The organism is uncultured Dokdonia sp. (assembly GCF_937910895.1).
In the GTDB taxonomy this organism is placed as follows: Bacteria; Bacteroidota; Bacteroidia; order Flavobacteriales; family Flavobacteriaceae; genus Dokdonia.
Genome location: NZ_CALEMI010000067.1, coordinates 12,829 through 29,469 on the forward strand (window position 1 = coordinate 12,829; position 16,641 = coordinate 29,469).

Below are 16,641 nucleotides of genomic sequence, written 5' to 3' on the forward strand. Positions count from 1 at the left end.
CTCCGTATAGTACTACAATAGTTTTTTGCATCTTTACGATATGAACTCTCGTCAACGCTTAGATAGGGCTTATAAAAATGCTAAAGTGATCCACTATAGCAATGCCGATAAAATGATCTTTTTCTCGGACTGTCATCGTGGAGATAAAAGCTTTGCTGATGATTTTGCGCGTAATGAAAATATTTATTTCCATGCGCTTACCCATTACTATAGAGAGGGTTTTACCTATTTTGAATTAGGTGATGGAGACGAGTTATGGGAACACAACTCTTTTGATACGATTTTCAAGGCGCATAAAAACGTGTATCATCTTCTTCAAAAATTTCATGTAGAAAATAGATTGTATTTAATATGGGGAAACCACGATATGGTTTACAAAGATCAAAGCTATGTAGAGAAGCATTTGACTACCTATTTTGATCCTAAAGATGGTAGAGAAGAAATTCTTTTTAGAGATTTACAATACCATGAAGCTCTTGTTTTACAACACATTGATACCCAGCAAAAGCTGTTTTTATGTCACGGACATCAAGCAGACTGGATCAACTATCACGCATGGCGATTCAATCGATTTCTTGTACGTGTCTTATGGAAGCCTTTACAGATTTTTGGGATTACGGATCCTACCAGCCCTGCTAAAAATTACAAAGAACTTATAAAAGTAGAGCGACGTTTAAAAAAGTGGATTACAGAGAATAATAATCTTATGACCATTACGGGTCATACGCACAGACCTCGTTTTCCAGAACCTGGAGACATTGCTTTTTTTAATGATGGTAGTTGTGTACATCCTAGAAGTATTACAGGGATAGAAATAGAAAATGGTGCTATCTCGTTAATAAAATGGCATATCTCAACGCATAGTGATGGTACACTTAGAGTCAATCGTGTTTTACTGGAGGGACCAAAAGAGATGATTGCATACAAAACTGAGCCTCTTTTATAAAAAACTCAGTTCTCCGTCCTCTATATTTCTTGTTAACTACGATTTGAAAAGTTCTAAAGTCTCACCTTCATTTTTTTCGGTAATGGTAACCAATAGTTTTTTGACTCCTATTTTATTTACTTTGTACACTTTGGTTCCTATAGTCCATCGTTCTTTTTTGACAGTGCCTGGCATCATTGGGAAACCGTAGCCAAAGTAGCTTCCGTCTTGTTTAGGGCCTTTAACGACAAAGTGATTACGATTCCAAGAATTATTTTTGATTTTAATGTCTATGTATTTTGCTTTCGCGAAAGCGGTCTTTGCCTCCTCACTTATAGTATTGGTTTCTCCTATTACCTTTTCGGGTTGCTGTACAAATTCCAAACGTGCATTTTTATCAAGGGTACTTTCTACAAGTTCTGTGGCATTTACTATCGCTTTTCCATGACCCCAAATATTCACGTTGGCTTGTTTCACCTCAAGTTTTGAAGCATTCACCGTTCCATTTTCTGCACCTATCCCTACTTTGTTGGCTTTCCCAAAAGCTACGATCTCCCCGTTAAGCGCCATAAGCGAGATCGCTTCCCGATCTACATTTTTAAGCAACACCGTTTCATTAACGCCGACTTGTAGTCTTGTAAGACTCGGAGCCCCAATGGTGATTTTAATTCGCTGTGAGGGTTGTATCCACTCTAGTTGTGCTAGTTTGAGGATGCCATCGACCACCTCAGTATCTATAAGTTCTTGGAGATTACTATCTGTGGTAATGATCATTTCTGCTGTTGCATTTTGATCGATGACTACCTGTGCATAAAGTCCCATCTCAATAGCTGTTAAGCCTTGCATATCTATGGTTCTTGTGGTGATATTCTTGTTTCCTTTTACTTGTGCTACACCTGTCATTCCAACAAGAAGTAGTATAAACGTTAATTTTTTCATGTGTTTTAATTGTTTTTGTTTGACAGGTCAAAATTGCCTAAAACAATCGGTTCCCACGTCTCATAACATTTTGATAGGTCTCATATACGATTTGAGCCGTCTCAATACGTCAAAAAACGAGAAGAAATAGAATTTTATAAAGAGTTGACAAACTCTGTAGGAGAGGTATGTGCTATCTTTTTAAACACTCTATTAAAGGTAGCTTTGCTATTAAAACCGCAGTCATAGGCGATTCCTAGTAGAGATAGTTGCTCTTGTTTTCCTTCTTGCAACATTTGCTTTACAGCTTCAACACGATAGGAATTCACAAAATCATTAAAGTTTTTACCAAAGCCTTCATTGATGACTTCAGATACTTGGGAACGGGACATTTTTAGCTTTCGCGAAAGCGTATTTAAATTCAAATCAGGATCCAGATAGGGTTTTTCTAACTCAAAATAATCACTCACCATTTGCCTGCTCGCTTGTAATTCTTCCGAAAGCGGAAGCTCTCTTTTTATCCCCTCCGAATGAAACGGAGAAGCTATTGTGATATTAAAATCTAAACCCTTGAGTTTATCAGTATCGGTCATATAGCCTTTGATACCTATATAAATAATAGCGAGTGCGTTTAAAAATTGCAACCACCATTTTTGCATCCAACTTAATTCTGTGATGGAAATATCTACCATAGTTTGACCAATATCATAGATAAATAAAGCGGTGTAAATCAATAAAAAATTACGAATCCAATTAAGTTCTAACGTATACGTATTTGAAAAATACTGTTGGATATTTTTGCGATAGGCTACATATAACTGCAATGTCAAAACGAGATATACAATCATCTGAATGTATGAAACCATAGAGTGAAAAGGCGCTACATATTTCCATTCAAAATTCTGAACGAGGTATCCATTTTGAGTTTCTGAAAATCCAAGTTGGCTGGCGTCATACGCTAAAATAATCACCTTTAATAAGAAATAAACAATGCCAGGAATAAAGTGCCAAATGTGTTGCTTCTTAAAACGAAAATCTGATACGGTAATACTTTTTACATAAAAGTAGATCAGTGGCACTAAAATCAACTCTAAGTTAATAAGGTAATAGTTAATCTTTGTATTTCTATAGGTATCATACCAATCCATAAACCCTATGGTATAGGTAGTACGATGGTAACATGTAATGAGAAGGATACAGGCTAAAATAAGATAGGAGATGCTTTTTTTCTTACGGTATTTTCCAAAAAGAAGAAAGGCAAAAATAAGTCCTTGTAATACCAACACAAGCAATGGTGTACTGTATACATTAAAACTAGGAAATTCTATAAGGAGGTTGATCAACACTATTCAAAGTTATAAAAATCAGTTAGACAATAGCTAGTAAAGGAACAATTAGCACTAGCTTTTGAAAAAACTACCCTTGATTAACCGCTATAACTTCGGGATCTATAACTAGACCCTTATTGGCTTTAACCCCCTTTATATACTGGCTTTTATTCTTGGCTTGTACTTTCTCATCTTTACTAATTTTTTTCAATAAAGCTTCTAGCTCAGAATTCATGTTTATGCTACGTTCATTTTTCCGTCTTAAAATTCCTGCACAAGCTTTAGGACTTAAAAAAAATTTGTCTATTGCATGGTTTGGCTCAACAATATCTTTTAAATCTCCAAAAACTGGATTGTTTGGAACATTAGAAGTGTTTAAAAATTCAGATTGATTAATTTGGCTTGTTCCTTCAAGTAGATACAACAATGCATTTAATTTGTTCTTTTGGGGCTGAATAGCTTTTTGCCATTCATTAAGTAAATTCTCAGTTTTCATATCAAGAAAAGTATTTATTTGGCTACCAATCCATTTAACTACGGGAACTGCCCAAGAATTACCAACTGCTTGAAATCTATTTGTATGGCTATTTCCGTTAACTTTTGTGTAGTTGTCGGGAAAACCCATAAGACGTTCACATTCTAAAGGTGTAAATCGTCTAATTTTATCGTTCTCTGACACATATAGAGAACCATTGTAGGCTGCTGCGTTTCCGTTCCATTTAGTGCCGTAAGCTGCATATAAACAGTCTGTGTATTCTCTGAACATTTCAAATTTTACTCCTTGTTTGTAAAAAACTAATTCTGTTTCTTTTTCTGGAATCTTTGTTGAGAATAAATTTGGGATATTTGAAGAACCGTTTTTAGCTTTTAATTTTAGTTCTTTTACAATATCTTTATTGTTGAATTCAAAAAGCACTTGGTCAGGTTTAAAGTCTTTACCACCTGCAAGCACATATAGTCTTTTTCTTTGGTGTGGAAGTCCAAAATATTTGGCATCAATTACTCTCCAAGCAACATTTCTTTCTTTACCTTCTAAATAACCTGATTTAGTCCATTTACTAACCTTAATTTCTTCCTCAAAACCTGCTAAACCTGCAATAAAATTTCCAAAAGCATTTGTTTTGTCATTCAATACACCTTCCACATTCTCCCAAAGAACAATGCTTTTATCTTTCCCATCTTCTAATCTTATTTTATCAATTGCATTTGCAATTTCAATAAAAGTCATGGTTAATTGTCCTCTTTCGTCAGCAAGTCCATTTTTCCACCCTGCTAATGAAAATGCTTGACATGGTGTGCCTCCACAAAAAAGGTCAGGCGCTTCATATTCTCGATTTAAAATTGAATTCGGAATATTAATCATATCTCCAACATTAGGAATATCAGGAAAATGATATTCAAGTACTTTTGAAGGAAATTCGGCAATTTCTGAACTCCATATTTGTCTAAAACCAAATGGACTAAAAGCTAATTGAGAAGCTTCAATACCTGAACAAACACTGCCAAATGTTAAATTATTAGTCATATTGTTTCTTACTGTTGATGCAAAGCTACAAAAAAATGATAACTTTAGTATGCAATTTTATTTATTGTTTTCTATTAACTCGTTTAAACTTTCTCTCCATTTCTGAATGTCATACCATCCGCAACCTATACATCCTTTTTCGGCTTCTTTTCCTATTTTTGGAATATCTGCATCCCACTTTTCATTACCTTCATAAAAGAAGTTCATACCATAAAGTTTCCCTCTTTCTCCTGTTTGAAAACACTTTCGGCAAACCTCTCGTTTCTGTTGATTTCTCTGATTATCTACAAGTTGAAATTTCTCTTTAATTTCATTATTAGGCATTTCTTCGGGATTTTCTGCTCTGGTTTCTAAATCCCATCTTATTTCAGGGAATTTATGATCAGGTAATAGACCATGCTTATTAGCTTTACTTAATTCATAGACATTTATATATCCAAGAACTGATATGGCTTTTTTTTTGAATTTAGCTGACATATATTCATACCCTGTTCCTAATCCTTTTGGTATTGGTAAAATTAATCTTGCTGCTTTTCTACCCAAACGCTTTGAAGCTATTGTATACCCCATTTCTTTAATAGCTTGAATCCTTCTTTGCGGATTGTCATTTTGAGGAAATGTAGTAGTCCATTTCATTTTAATTAATTCGTTAAAAAAGTGAATTGTAACGTCACTATTCATCATGTTATCCTTCCAATACTTCTTTTCATTTCTTTGAAACTTCTTGATATTTTCTTTAGTGAAATATATCTTCACTTTTTTTAAATACTTTACTAATTCTTCAATTTCATGAATAAAAAGACCTGTTCTACGATAAAAATAAGGAATAGACCCTTCCCATTTAAAGCCGTCCTCTTGAGTAATAATTAAATCAACGTATTTTTCAGAAGATTTTAAATCTTCACGTACTTGAATAACATTAATGCCGAACGCATTAAGTTTTGAGTTTAGTTCTTCAGTGGATATTTGCATTATCGCTATGTTTTAATAAGTCTTCAATTTTGACTTCTAAAGCATTAGCAATTTTTTCAATGTTTACGAGGGTAATGTTTTTTTCAGCTCTTTCAATCATTCCAATATAAGTTCTATGAAGTTCTGCTCTATGAGCTAATTCTTCTTGTGAAATATTGAGTAAGCGCCTGTATTTCCTTACGTTTTCTCCAAATAAATTTAGTATTTCGTGTTTAGATTCCATTGCTAACTAAAGTCTGCATAAAGCTACCTTTAGTATTCAAATCATACTACAGACTATAATTAGCAATCTTTATTTTAGTATTTCTATAACTATTGGGTAGTAACAGGCTAGTGAGGACTTTATAAAATAACTCAATATAGCAGAAAATATAAAGTAAGATCAACTCTCAGGTGCTAATCGTACTTTAAGCCCCTCTAGATCTGGATTCATGTGGATCTGACACCCCAATCGGCTATTGTCTTCTACATGGAATGCTTCGGCAAGCATGGCATCTTCATCGTCAGATATTTCAGGCAATTCGTGATCGCTCTCTACATAGCATTGGCAAGAGGCACACATTGCCATTCCTCCACAAACTCCAATGGTTCCTTCTGGAGCCAACTCATACGAGCGAACAATCTCCATTAGGTTCATATTCATATCTGTAGGGGCTTCTACAGTATGGGTAGTACCTTCTCTATCTGTGATATGTATGGTTATGTCTGACATATTAAAAGTCTATTAAATTAAGTATCCCAAAAATAACTAACAATACGATATAGAGTACTACGATGAGAACAATGGTGTATAAAAAACCAGAGAAAAATCCCTTGCCTTTAATCTTCTTTTTATAGATTCCTGTTTTTGAGAGGATCCGATGGAGGACATATCCTACAGTAAGGACAACTACAAAAAATCCAATAATACTAGCTATACTGGGATTTTGCATATATCTACTCTATGGCTTTTACAACTGCTTTAGGTGCTTCTTTTTTACTCCCGTCAAATCCAGTAACACCACCTACAGTTGTGTATTTCATCACATATCTTTTGTTTGGAAAGATTCGCTGATAGGCACTTTGACACATGAGTGTCGCTTCATGAAAACCACAAAGAATCAGTTTTAATTTACCTGGATACGTATTTACATCTCCTATCGCATAAATCCCTGGAATATTGGTTTGATAGTCAAGACTGTTATCTACTTTGATGGCATTTTTTTCGATCTCAAGTCCCCAATCTGCGATGGGACCTAATTTGGGAGCGAGTCCAAAAAGAGGGATAAAATGATCTACTGCAATCTCCATCTCTTCTTCTCCACGTTTTACGATCACACTTTCTAGATGTTCGTTCCCAGAAAGTGCTGTAATCTCAGCAGGTGTAATAAGCGTAATCTTACCTTGATCTTTTAATTCTTGTACTTTATCAACACTATCAAGGGCTCCTCTAAACTCATTACGGCGATGTACCAATGTCACTTCACTCGCAACATCTGATAAGAAAATACTCCAATCTAGTGCACTATCGCCACCTCCCGCAATAATCACTTTTTTATTTCTATAAAATTCAGGATCTCTAATGATATACTCAACACCTTTATCTTCAAAACTTGTGATGTTTTCTAAGATTGGTTTACGGGGTTCAAAACTTCCTAACCCTCCTGCAATAGCAACTACAGATGCTTGATGTTTTGTGCCTTTATTGGTAGTGACAATAAAGGTATTGTCTTCTTGCTTTTCTATGGTTTCTGCACGTTCTCCCAATGTAAATCCTGGCTGAAAAGGTTCAATTTGCTTCATCAGATTATCGACCAAATCTCCTGCGAGTACTTCTGGAAATGCAGGAATATCGTAGATAGGTTTTTTAGGATAGATTTCTGAACACTGTCCTCCGGGTTGAGGAAGAGCGTCAATAAGGTGGCATTTTAACTTTAAAAGCCCTGCTTCAAAAACAGCAAAGAGTCCTGTAGGGCCGGCTCCTATAATGAGTATATCTGTTTTAATCATTGATTCTTGTTAAGTACGCTTTCGCGAAAGCGGATGTACACATACATTTATTACAAAGATGATATCTAATTTAAGCGACGACGTTAATCACGCTTTCTATTTGAGGGGCATGCTTTTTAATAGTCATCTCTACGCCACTTTTTAAGGTCATTTGATTGACAGAACATCCTACACAAGCACCCTCTAATTGCACACGAACTATCTTTCCATCTTCTATACCGAGTAAGGTAATATCACCTCCATCACTTTGAAGAAATGGTCTGATTTCTTCTAGCGCGTCTTCTACTTTTTGAGTTAATTCTTGATCTGTCATACCCTAATTTTTAACGGCGCTACATCCTGCCATTGTGGTTATTTTTATTGCTTCTGTAGGAGGCAAACTTTTATTACGACGTACGGTTTCTTCTACAACATTTTTGGTAAGTTCTTCATACGCCTTAGAGAGTAGTGATCCTGTTTGCAATGCTGCTGGATGTCCTACATCGCCTGCTTCTCGGATACTTTGCACCAGCGGAATCTCTCCCAAAAGTCGTACATCTAGATCTTCGGCAAGGTTTTTTGCGCCTTCTTTTCCAAAAATATAATACTTATTATCTGGCAATTCTTCTGGAGTGAAGTAGGACATATTTTCTACAATACCGAGTACTGGGACATTAATGCTTTCTTGTTGGAACATAGCGACTCCTTTCTTTGCATCTGCAAGTGCTACTGTTTGTGGTGTACTTACAATCACAGCTCCGGTAATGGGTAAGGATTGCATGATACTTAAGTGAATATCTCCCGTGCCTGGAGGTAAGTCTAGCAATAAGAAATCTAATTCTCCCCAAGCAGCATCAAAAATCATCTGATTTAATGCTTTGGCTGCCATAGGGCCTCTCCATACTACAGCTTGATCTGGTTTTGTAAAAAAGCCTATAGATAATATTTTTACACCGTAACTCTCAACAGGTTTCATTTTGGATTTCCCACCTACGTTTACAGAGAGTGGACGTTCATGGGTGACATCAAACATAATAGGAATTGATGGTCCGTATATATCGGCATCTAGTACGCCTACTTTAAAGCCCATTTTTGCGAGACTTACTGCAATATTTGCTGTGGTGGTAGATTTACCTACACCTCCTTTACCAGAGGCAATGGCGACGATGTTTTTAATCCCAGGAATAGCTTTTCCTTTGATCTCATTTTTTTGTGTGGGAGCAGGAGCGTCTACTTTTAAGTTTACTTTTACTTGGGCTTTTTGCTCCACTTTCTCGTGGATAACCTTCATAATTTCAACTTCTGTTTTTTTACGTGCTTGCAGAGTTGGATTATTAATTGTAATATCTACAATGACCTCATCTCCAAACGTCAAAACGTTTGTTACTGCACCACTATCAACCATATTTTCTCCAGCTCCAGGAACTGTTATTGTCCTTAATGCTTCTAGGATATCTTTCTTATTCAGCTTCATTTCTTTTTTTAAAAAGGATCGTCTAAAAATTGTTAACCTTACTTAGACTAATTCTAAATGCAAAGATACCGCATAAAGTAAGAAGTACAAAGTACTTTATGTCATCCCAAAAGTTAAGGATTTGTGAATATGCTTCTGCTTAAGTGTAAGTCAATTTTCGCGAAAGCGAATCTAAGAAAGAACAGCCAGTACTGTTAGATTGTAACCCAAATAGCTTTAGTCCATCCCTAGCTCTAGTACAGGATCCCAGAAGTGTTTTTTAAAATCGACGACTTGATCGTCTTCTACCTGAATGCCTTCTTCTGCAAGCATTTGTTGCATGGCATTACTGCTTCCAAAATGCATTTTACCTGTAAGCAATCCTACTCTATTCACTACTCTATGCGCGGGTACATCTGGATGTTTTCCTGCACCATTCATCGCCCACCCTACCATACGGCTACTACGAGCAGCGCCTAGATACTTGGCAATGGCACCATAGCTCGTGACACGCCCGTAAGGAATGCGTTTTGTGACTGCATACACCTTATCAAAAAAGTTTTCTGTTTTTGCCGAGTATTTCATTCAAAGTAAATCGTTCGTATTAATGTGATAATCACCAAAACAAGCATCAATGCCGCCATAAAATAATTGGAGTACTTTGCAAAAGAAGCGCTTCTATTTTCTATCCTCGCAAAGAAGATCACATATAGATATAAGGCGGTAAATGTTCCTAATACGGCTGCGGCAATAAATATGCTAATTGCCATAACATCATATTCTACCTTGCCACTTACATTTAATGCGACGCCTAAGGCACAGAAATAAGGGATAGGCAATACATTAAGGGCAGAAACCATCATACCTTTGCCTAGACTTCGTATGCCTCTATGTTTGGAAATCTTCACTTTCTTTACATGACTTCGTTTTGCTTTTATAAAAAAGAAAATGGCCATGATTAAGAAAATGACCAATCCTGTACGCAGTAACATATTACGTACAAAGGGATTTCCAAAAATATAACGTGCTAATAAAATAGCGATAAGAGCCTGAAAAGCAACGACCAAACACGCACCTATCGTCACTAGAAGCCCACTATTTTTTCCTTGTTGGACACAGGTTTTTGCAACAGACATATTAATGAGTCCAGGTGGGATGACACCTGCCAATGCTGCAAAATAAGTGATTAAGAAGAGTTTGGTTATTTCCAAAGGTCTTGAGCTATTTAACTCTAAATTTAATATAAGTTATCGGTTTTCCTTGCTCAAGATATTGTTTTTCATAAAATGTTTGTATTCCCACTACTTCTTTTGGCGAATATTCATTCTTATAGACATGATGATTTGCGTGTAAAATCTCATGCCCTTCCCCATGCAGAAGTCCTAAGGTATATCCATGCATAAATTCAGAATCTGTCTTTAAATGAATGACGCCTTCTGGTTCTAAAATCTGCTTATATTTTTGCAAGAATTCTGTATTTGTCATTCTATGCTTAGTGCGTTTATACTTGATTTGAGGATCAGGAAAGGTGATCCAGATTTCGGCTATTTCTGCTTTCGCGAAAGCGTAATCAACAAGCTCTATCTGTGTACGCATAAAGCCTACATTGATCAAATTTTCTTCTAGTGCGGTCTTGGCACCTCTCCAAAAACGGGCTCCTTTAATATCGATCCCTAGAAAATTTTTATCTGGATATGTTCTTGCCAATCCTACAGAATATTCTCCTTTACCACATCCTAATTCTAAAATAATAGGTTTATTATTTTTGAAAAAATCAGTTTTCCACTTACCTTTCAAAGGAAAACTTCCATCAACCAATTCTTCACGAGTTGGTTGAATGACGTTACTGAAGGTTTCGTTTTCACGAAAACGCTTTAATTTATTTTTACTTCCCAAACTACTATTTAATGTTTTGGTAAAATTAAGGAAACTTTCAATAGTTATAAGTATCTGAAATTTGCATTTATGAGTAAAGCTATACATATACTTGTGGCACCTCTCAATTGGGGGTTAGGACATACAACACGTTGTATTCCTATTATAGATGCATTGCTAGAAGACGGCTTCAAGGTAAGTATTGCTAGTGATGGGATTGCGTTGGCTTTTTTAAAGAAAGAATTTCCTCAACTACAAGCAATTACACTTCCTTCCTATGACATAGAATACGCAAAAAAAGCACAGCATTTTAAACTAAAAATGCTATCCAGTATTCCTAAAATAGCAACAGCTATACGTAAAGAACACAAGGCGTTACAACAGATTTTAGAGCATTATGATATTGATGGCGTGATCTCCGATAACAGATTAGGACTTTATACTTCAAAGGTTCCTACTGTTTTTATGACACATCAATTACAAGTTTTAAGTGGTACTACAACAGCCGCTACTACATTTTTACACAAATATTTTATCAAACGCTTTGACGAATGTTGGGTGCCAGATTACAAAGGAGGTTCAAACTTAAGTGGTATTCTTGGGCATCCTAAAAAAGCAGTTTCTAAAGTACGTTATATAGGATTACTGAGTAGAATGAAAAAAGATGCACAGCCACAAAAATATGATGCGCTTGTTATTTTATCAGGACCAGAACCGCAACGGTCTATGCTAGAAACGATATTGCTAACTGAACTAAAAAAGTATAATGGTAAAGTACTATTTGTGAGAGGTGTCATAGAAAAGGCAGAAACACGTCATCAACAAAAAAATATAGAAATTGTAAATTTCTTGACCTCAGATAAACTTGCAAAGGCTATTAATAGTGCTGGTTTTGTCATAGCAAGATCAGGTTATACGACTATTATGGATCTGGCAGCTTTGCAGAAAAAAGTCTTTTTTATCCCAACTCCAGGACAAACAGAACAGGAGTATTTAGCCAAAAGATTAAAAGAAAAAGGAATTGCGCCGTACGCAATACAAGAAGATTTTAGAATAAAAGATCTTACAAAATTATGTATTTACAAAGGGTTTGAAGATCAACAAGAAGTCATTGATTTAAGGCAATTTTTCGGCCTTTTCAAGAGTGAAAGAAAACTCAGATCCCACTCCGTATTCGCTTTCAACGTAGATTTTCTCATCATGCGCTTCAATAATATGCTTGACAATAGAAAGGCCTAACCCAGAACCTCCTACTTTTCGATTACCTGACTTGTCTACGCGATAAAAGCGTTCAAAAAGTCTAGGGATGTGCTCTCTCTCAATACCTTCTCCATTATCTGTAACTCGGATAAGGACTTTATTTTGGATTAAATCTTGTATACTGATCTCAGTGGTTCCATCTTTTTTACCGTATTTGATAGAATTTTCTATGAGATTGGTCAATAATTGTTGGATTCGTTCTTCGTCTGCATTTACAAGGATAGGTTCTTCATAGTCCCGATCAAAGGTTAAGGTCACATTCTTTTTTGCTGTTTTCATTTCTAGAAGTTCGAAAGTATTTTTGACCAATGCTACGATATCAAAGTACGTGTAATTAAGATTTAAATCCCCAACTTCTAGTTTTGTGATCATATCCAGATCGTTCACCAAATAGATGAGACGCTCTACGCCTTTATCTGCCCTTTCTAAGTATTTTATACGAACAGATTTGTCTTTAACAGCCCCATCTAGTAATGTGAGAATGTACGCTTGTACTGTAAATAATGGTGTTTTGAGTTCGTGAGCTACATTCCCTAAAAAGTCTTTACGGTACTCATCTTTGATTCTAAGCGATTCTATCTCAAGTTTCCTACTTGTAGCATAACGCTCTACCTCATCAGTAAGAGATTTTAAGTCGGTCGTTATTCTTCTAGGTTTAAGCTCGGCATCTTCTAGTAATGTGACCTCATCGTATATTTTTTTTACTCTCCTGTAAATAAAAATTTTAGTACGATAATAAATAATAATAAAAAGAAATATAAAACAAAATATAGCGACCATCCCGATGAAAGGCCAATCTATGTTTTTTTGCCAATATCCAATGCCTATAAGTATCGCCGAAAAAAAAAGTGTTACGTAAAACGCTGTAACTATTGAAAAACCGTATGACCTCCTAAAGTCGTCTGTCATTAAACTACAAATTTATATCCTACTCCTTTAATTGTTTTAAAAGACTCGTCGCCTATTTTTTCTCTTAGTTTGCGTATGTGTACATCTATTGTTCTGCCACCTACAACCACTTCATTTCCCCAAACTCTATCCAAGATATCTTCTCTTTTAAATACTTTTCCTGGTTTTGAAGCTAGTAGTGAGAGTAATTCAAATTCTTTTCTAGGCAAGACAATCTCTTCTTTATCTTTAATAATTTTATACTCCTCTCGATCTATCACTAGGTTTCCTACTTTGATAATCTCAGAAGATTCCTCTTTCTCTTTCAGTCTTCGCAATAGTGCTTTGACTTTACTAATGAGCACTTTCGGCTTTATAGGCTTTGTAATATAATCATCTGCTCCTGCGTCAAATCCTGCTACCTGAGAATAATCTTCGCCACGCGCTGTAAAAAAAGTGATGATAGTATCAGAAAGATCTGGATTTTTACGTAGTAGTTCACACGCTTCAATTCCATCCATTTCTGGCATCATCACATCTAAGATCACAAGATGAGGTTTATGTTTCTTTCCTAGTTTAACTGCCTCTGCACCATTGGTTCCCGTAATTACCTGATATCCTTCATTAGATAGATTATACCCTACAATTTCTAGAATATCCGGCTCATCATCTACTAATAATATTTTGATGTTTTTATTCTTCATGAGTGTACCAAGGTTTCATTCTATAAATATAGTCTATTATAAATTCTTTAATAAACGACTAAAATAATTTATTCCGTTGGTTACCTAAGCAGTATCTATATTAAGAATGGGTTAAATATTTACGCTTTCGCGAAAGCATAAACAACTCTGTCTATTACATTTTGTATTTTTGCACCTTATTTACTAAACTAATTAATTATGAAAAAAATTACGCTTTTAATTGCATTATTCATGAGTTACCTTTCCTTTGGACAGGTGGTGATCAATGAAGTCGATGCAGATCAAACTGGAACAGACACTATGGAGTTTGTCGAACTCTTCTCAGAGACGCCAAATCAGTCTCTTGATGGCCTTGTTCTTGTTCTTTTTAATGGATCTGATGATGCTAGTTATAATGCAATAGATTTAACAGGTTTTTCTACAGATGGTAATGGATTTTTTATCGTAGGAGGTGATGAAGTTGCCGGTGCTGATATCATGATAGGTGCCAACAATACCATCCAAAATGGAGCTGACGGTATTGGAATTTACACAGGAAATATCGCTGATTTTCCAAATGATACCCCAGCTACAACAACAAATCTTATTGATGCTATTGTCTATGGAACCAATGATGCTGATGATGTAGATCTGCTAGCTGCATTAGGACAAACAATTCAATACAATGAAGATAATGTAGATGCAGACATAGAATCATTACAACGCCGTGATGATGGTACGTTCTGTACCGCTACACCTACACCTCGTGCAACCAATGGATGTTCTGCCTGTGCACTTGTTTTTAGTTTTAACGATGCTACTTGTGATGATGTTACCACTGGAGTAGACGGTGTTACCTACCTTGTCGACTTTACTGGGGGTGCTGGAGAAGCAATTACCCTAGCATTGGACGGCACAACGGGAACTATTGGTGGAGATAATCCTAGCACACAAGCTACAGGAACAATCTCTATATCTGTAGATGAAGGTGTAGATTTTGCACTGACAGCAACAGGTGCTACCTGTGATGTCTCTATAGATCTATTTGCTGTAAACTGTGCCCCTACTGCAGATGTTGCAGATATCGCTACGTTAAGAGCAAGCGCCGAAGGAGTAGAATACCTTCTTACAGGAGAAGCGATTCTGACGTTCCAACAAGATTTTAGAAATCAAAAATTTATAGAAGATGCTACTGGAGCTATTCTTATAGATGACTCTTCAGGAACTATCACAACCATGTATACGGTAGGAGATGGTATTACAGGCATCTTAGGAACATTAACTTCTTTTCAAGGAATGTTACAATTTGTTCCCTCAGAAGATCCTGGTGCTGCAACTTCAACTGGCAATGCTGTAACTCCTCAAATGGTAACCATCACAGCACTTAATGCAAATCCAAATGATTTTGAATCTGAATATGTACAAATAGCAGACGTTGCTGTAGACAATTCTGCAAACTCAACTTGGGTCACTGGTGCTGAATATCCACTTTCAAATGCAGATGGAGATTATGTATTTAGAACTTCTTTTTTTGCTGTAGATTATATTGGAGAAACAGTTCCTACACAAGCTACTATTGCTGGTATCATCACAGAACGTAATAATGGAGATTACTTCATCACTGCTCGTGACTTGAATGATATAGAAAACACTTCTTCTTGCTCACTGGTATTAGGTACTATCACAGCTACATGTGATACTGAAACTTCTAGTCAAGATGGAACGACAATTACTGTAGCCTATACTGGTGGTGGTAATGAAACATATACTCTTGAAGTGTTAGGCGGAGGTGTGATCTCTGGAGATGATCCTACCACTGTTGCCGAAGGTACTATCACAATAATTGCAGTATCAGAAGCTACTACTGTAACACTAGAAATTACCAGTGTTAATTGCAATCTTTCTACAGATATTACAACGCCTGCTTGTGAACCAGTTCCTGAAGTTGCTACAATAGCTGCTTTAAGAGCAGAAACAGAAGGTGAAGAATATGTATTGAGTACTGAAGCAATACTTACTTTCCAACAATCACAACGTAACCAAAAATGGATTGAAGACGCAACAGGAGCTATTGTGATTGATGATCCTGCAGGAGTCATTACAACTACATACGCTATCGGAGACGGTATCACAGGTATACGAGGAACCCTAGGTTCTTTTAATGGTCTTATGCAGTTTGTTCCTTCTCAAGATGCTGGAGCACCAAGCTCTATGGCGAATCCAATAGCACCACAGGTAGTTACCATAACTGAGCTTAACACCAATAGTGAAAACTATGAGTCTGAATATGTAGCAGTGGCTGCAGTTACTGTAACCAATACAAGTGGAGATACGAACTGGCTCATGGATACTAACTATGAAATCACAAATGCAGATGGTACTTTTACATTACGCACCAATTTTGATGAAGCTGATTATGTAGTAAATCCAGATGCAGTACCTACTACAACAGTAAATATTGCTGGGCTTATTGGTCAGTTTAATGATACGTATCAAATCACTCCTAGAAGTGCTGCCGATATTGATATTACACTTTCTGTTCAAGAAAACACTATTGATGGATTATCTATATATCCTAATCCTGCAGAAGATATCGTCACCATTACAACCACTTCAAACACTCAAAAAGAAGTAACTGTATTTGATATCACAGGAAAATTAGTATTACGTACAAACACAGTGAATACTATCAATGTACAAACACTAGAAACAGGAATGTACCTAATGACAATTAAAGAGAATAACGCTACAGCAACTGTCAAGTTGATCGTTAGATAATACGCATATCATTTATATTTTATAAAAAGCGTCCTTTTTGAAAGGACGCTTTTGCTTTTTATATCACT

The 16,641-nt window shown here is 36.0% G+C and carries 17 protein-coding genes and 1 pseudogene; 3 read left to right on the forward strand and 15 right to left on the reverse strand.

The annotated features are described in order from the left end of the window. The first annotated feature begins 40 nt into the window (after positions 1–40). Positions 41–946 carry a metallophosphoesterase gene (locus tag Q0505_RS08350; protein WP_299211316.1) on the forward strand — a complete coding sequence of 302 codons (906 nt, stop codon included), beginning with the start codon at positions 41–43 and terminating at the stop codon, positions 944–946. A 36-nt stretch (positions 947–982) separates the two neighbouring features. On the opposite strand, the gene Q0505_RS08355 is transcribed toward Q0505_RS08350, so the two are convergent. From Q0505_RS08355 to trmB, 13 genes are all read right to left on the reverse strand, one after another. Next, the gene (locus Q0505_RS08355) at positions 983–1,864 is read right to left on the reverse strand and encodes a DUF2807 domain-containing protein (protein WP_299211319.1); all 882 of its coding nucleotides are present in this window, start codon (positions 1,862–1,864) and stop codon (positions 983–985) included. 134 nt (positions 1,865–1,998) lie between these two features. Beyond that, positions 1,999–3,189 carry a helix-turn-helix domain-containing protein gene (locus tag Q0505_RS08360; protein WP_299211322.1) on the reverse strand — a complete coding sequence of 397 codons (1,191 nt, stop codon included), beginning with the start codon at positions 3,187–3,189 and terminating at the stop codon, positions 1,999–2,001. 70 nt (positions 3,190–3,259) lie between these two features. After that, positions 3,260–4,696 carry a DNA (cytosine-5-)-methyltransferase gene (dcm, locus tag Q0505_RS08365; protein WP_299211325.1) on the reverse strand — a complete coding sequence of 479 codons (1,437 nt, stop codon included), beginning with the start codon at positions 4,694–4,696 and terminating at the stop codon, positions 3,260–3,262. A gap of 57 nt (positions 4,697–4,753) precedes the next feature. Then, positions 4,754–5,668 carry a hypothetical protein gene (locus Q0505_RS08370; protein ID WP_299211328.1) on the reverse strand — a complete coding sequence of 305 codons (915 nt, stop codon included), beginning with the start codon at positions 5,666–5,668 and terminating at the stop codon, positions 4,754–4,756. Further along, positions 5,652–5,891: a helix-turn-helix transcriptional regulator gene (locus tag Q0505_RS08375; protein ID WP_299211331.1), complete on the reverse strand. Its 240-nt coding sequence runs from the start codon at positions 5,889–5,891 to the stop codon at positions 5,652–5,654. Before Q0505_RS08375 ends, Q0505_RS08370 begins: the two co-directional genes overlap by 17 nt. 159 nt (positions 5,892–6,050) lie before the next feature. Then, positions 6,051–6,380: a 2Fe-2S iron-sulfur cluster-binding protein gene (locus Q0505_RS08380; RefSeq protein ID WP_299211334.1), complete on the reverse strand. Its 330-nt coding sequence runs from the start codon at positions 6,378–6,380 to the stop codon at positions 6,051–6,053. A gap of 1 nt (position 6,381) precedes the next feature. After that, entirely contained in the window at positions 6,382–6,600 is a 219-nt protein-coding gene (locus Q0505_RS08385; RefSeq protein ID WP_299211337.1) for a hypothetical protein, read from the reverse strand. 4 nt (positions 6,601–6,604) lie between these two features. Then, on the reverse strand, positions 6,605–7,657 hold the full coding sequence (locus Q0505_RS08390; RefSeq protein ID WP_299211340.1) for an NAD(P)/FAD-dependent oxidoreductase: 1,053 nt from the start codon (positions 7,655–7,657) through the stop codon (positions 6,605–6,607). Positions 7,658–7,727: 70 nt separating this feature from the next. Next, positions 7,728–7,970 (reverse strand): NifU family protein, encoded by a 243-nt coding sequence (locus Q0505_RS08395; protein WP_299211343.1) that lies wholly within the window; start codon positions 7,968–7,970, stop codon positions 7,728–7,730. Positions 7,971–7,973: 3 nt separating this feature from the next. Next, the gene (locus Q0505_RS08400; RefSeq protein WP_299211346.1) at positions 7,974–9,110 is read right to left on the reverse strand and encodes an Mrp/NBP35 family ATP-binding protein; all 1,137 of its coding nucleotides are present in this window, start codon (positions 9,108–9,110) and stop codon (positions 7,974–7,976) included. Positions 9,111–9,326: 216 nt separating this feature from the next. Further along, the gene (locus Q0505_RS08405; RefSeq protein ID WP_299211349.1) at positions 9,327–9,674 is read right to left on the reverse strand and encodes an MGMT family protein; all 348 of its coding nucleotides are present in this window, start codon (positions 9,672–9,674) and stop codon (positions 9,327–9,329) included. Beyond that, positions 9,671–10,300: a LysE family transporter gene (locus tag Q0505_RS08410; protein ID WP_299211352.1), complete on the reverse strand. Its 630-nt coding sequence runs from the start codon at positions 10,298–10,300 to the stop codon at positions 9,671–9,673. The genes Q0505_RS08405 and Q0505_RS08410 overlap by 4 nt, the downstream gene beginning before the upstream one ends. Before the next feature lie 10 nt (positions 10,301–10,310). Then, the gene (gene trmB / locus Q0505_RS08415; RefSeq protein ID WP_299211355.1) at positions 10,311–10,985 is read right to left on the reverse strand and encodes a tRNA (guanosine(46)-N7)-methyltransferase TrmB; all 675 of its coding nucleotides are present in this window, start codon (positions 10,983–10,985) and stop codon (positions 10,311–10,313) included. Between the two features lie 705 nt (positions 10,986–11,690). Here trmB and Q0505_RS21415 point away from each other — a divergent pair. After that, positions 11,691–12,023, forward strand: a pseudogene (locus tag Q0505_RS21415) (glycosyltransferase); the annotation flags it as partial. Positions 12,024–12,080: 57 nt separating this feature from the next. Here Q0505_RS21415 and Q0505_RS08425 read toward each other — a convergent pair. Both Q0505_RS08425 and Q0505_RS08430 read right to left on the reverse strand, forming a co-directional pair. Further along, complete coding sequence (locus Q0505_RS08425; RefSeq protein WP_299211358.1) at positions 12,081–13,133, reverse strand: ATP-binding protein; 1,053 nt, start codon at positions 13,131–13,133, stop codon at positions 12,081–12,083. Then, a complete protein-coding gene (locus tag Q0505_RS08430) occupies positions 13,133–13,816 on the reverse strand; it encodes a response regulator transcription factor (RefSeq protein ID WP_299211361.1) in 684 nt (227 codons plus the stop codon). Before Q0505_RS08430 ends, Q0505_RS08425 begins: the two co-directional genes overlap by 1 nt. 198 nt (positions 13,817–14,014) lie before the next feature. Between Q0505_RS08430 and Q0505_RS08435 the strand changes: the two genes are divergently transcribed. Then, a complete protein-coding gene (locus tag Q0505_RS08435; RefSeq protein ID WP_299211363.1) occupies positions 14,015–16,573 on the forward strand; it encodes a DUF5689 domain-containing protein in 2,559 nt (852 codons plus the stop codon). Positions 16,574–16,641: the final 68 nt, after the last annotated feature.

Excerpts from the sequence above, each read along its gene's own strand:
- Q0505_RS08350 (WP_299211316.1), top strand. The coding sequence starts at position 41 with ATGAACTCTCGTCAACGCTTAGATAGGGCTTATAAAAATGCTAAAGTG.
- Q0505_RS08355 (WP_299211319.1), bottom strand. The coding sequence starts at position 1,864 with ATGAAAAAATTAACGTTTATACTACTTCTTGTTGGAATGACAGGTGTA.
- dcm (WP_299211325.1), bottom strand. The coding sequence starts at position 4,696 with ATGACTAATAATTTAACATTTGGCAGTGTTTGTTCAGGTATTGAAGCT.
- Q0505_RS08370 (WP_299211328.1), bottom strand. The coding sequence starts at position 5,668 with ATGCAAATATCCACTGAAGAACTAAACTCAAAACTTAATGCGTTCGGC.
- Q0505_RS08375 (WP_299211331.1), bottom strand. The coding sequence starts at position 5,891 with ATGGAATCTAAACACGAAATACTAAATTTATTTGGAGAAAACGTAAGG.
- Q0505_RS08380 (WP_299211334.1), bottom strand. The coding sequence starts at position 6,380 with ATGTCAGACATAACCATACATATCACAGATAGAGAAGGTACTACCCAT.
- Q0505_RS08385 (WP_299211337.1), bottom strand. The coding sequence starts at position 6,600 with ATGCAAAATCCCAGTATAGCTAGTATTATTGGATTTTTTGTAGTTGTC.
- Q0505_RS08390 (WP_299211340.1), bottom strand. The coding sequence starts at position 7,657 with ATGATTAAAACAGATATACTCATTATAGGAGCCGGCCCTACAGGACTC.
- Q0505_RS08395 (WP_299211343.1), bottom strand. The coding sequence starts at position 7,970 with ATGACAGATCAAGAATTAACTCAAAAAGTAGAAGACGCGCTAGAAGAA.
- Q0505_RS08400 (WP_299211346.1), bottom strand. The coding sequence starts at position 9,110 with ATGAAGCTGAATAAGAAAGATATCCTAGAAGCATTAAGGACAATAACA.
- Q0505_RS08405 (WP_299211349.1), bottom strand. The coding sequence starts at position 9,674 with ATGAAATACTCGGCAAAAACAGAAAACTTTTTTGATAAGGTGTATGCA.
- Q0505_RS08425 (WP_299211358.1), bottom strand. The coding sequence starts at position 13,133 with ATGACAGACGACTTTAGGAGGTCATACGGTTTTTCAATAGTTACAGCG.
- Q0505_RS08430 (WP_299211361.1), bottom strand. The coding sequence starts at position 13,816 with ATGAAGAATAAAAACATCAAAATATTATTAGTAGATGATGAGCCGGAT.
- Q0505_RS08435 (WP_299211363.1), top strand. The coding sequence starts at position 14,015 with ATGAAAAAAATTACGCTTTTAATTGCATTATTCATGAGTTACCTTTCC.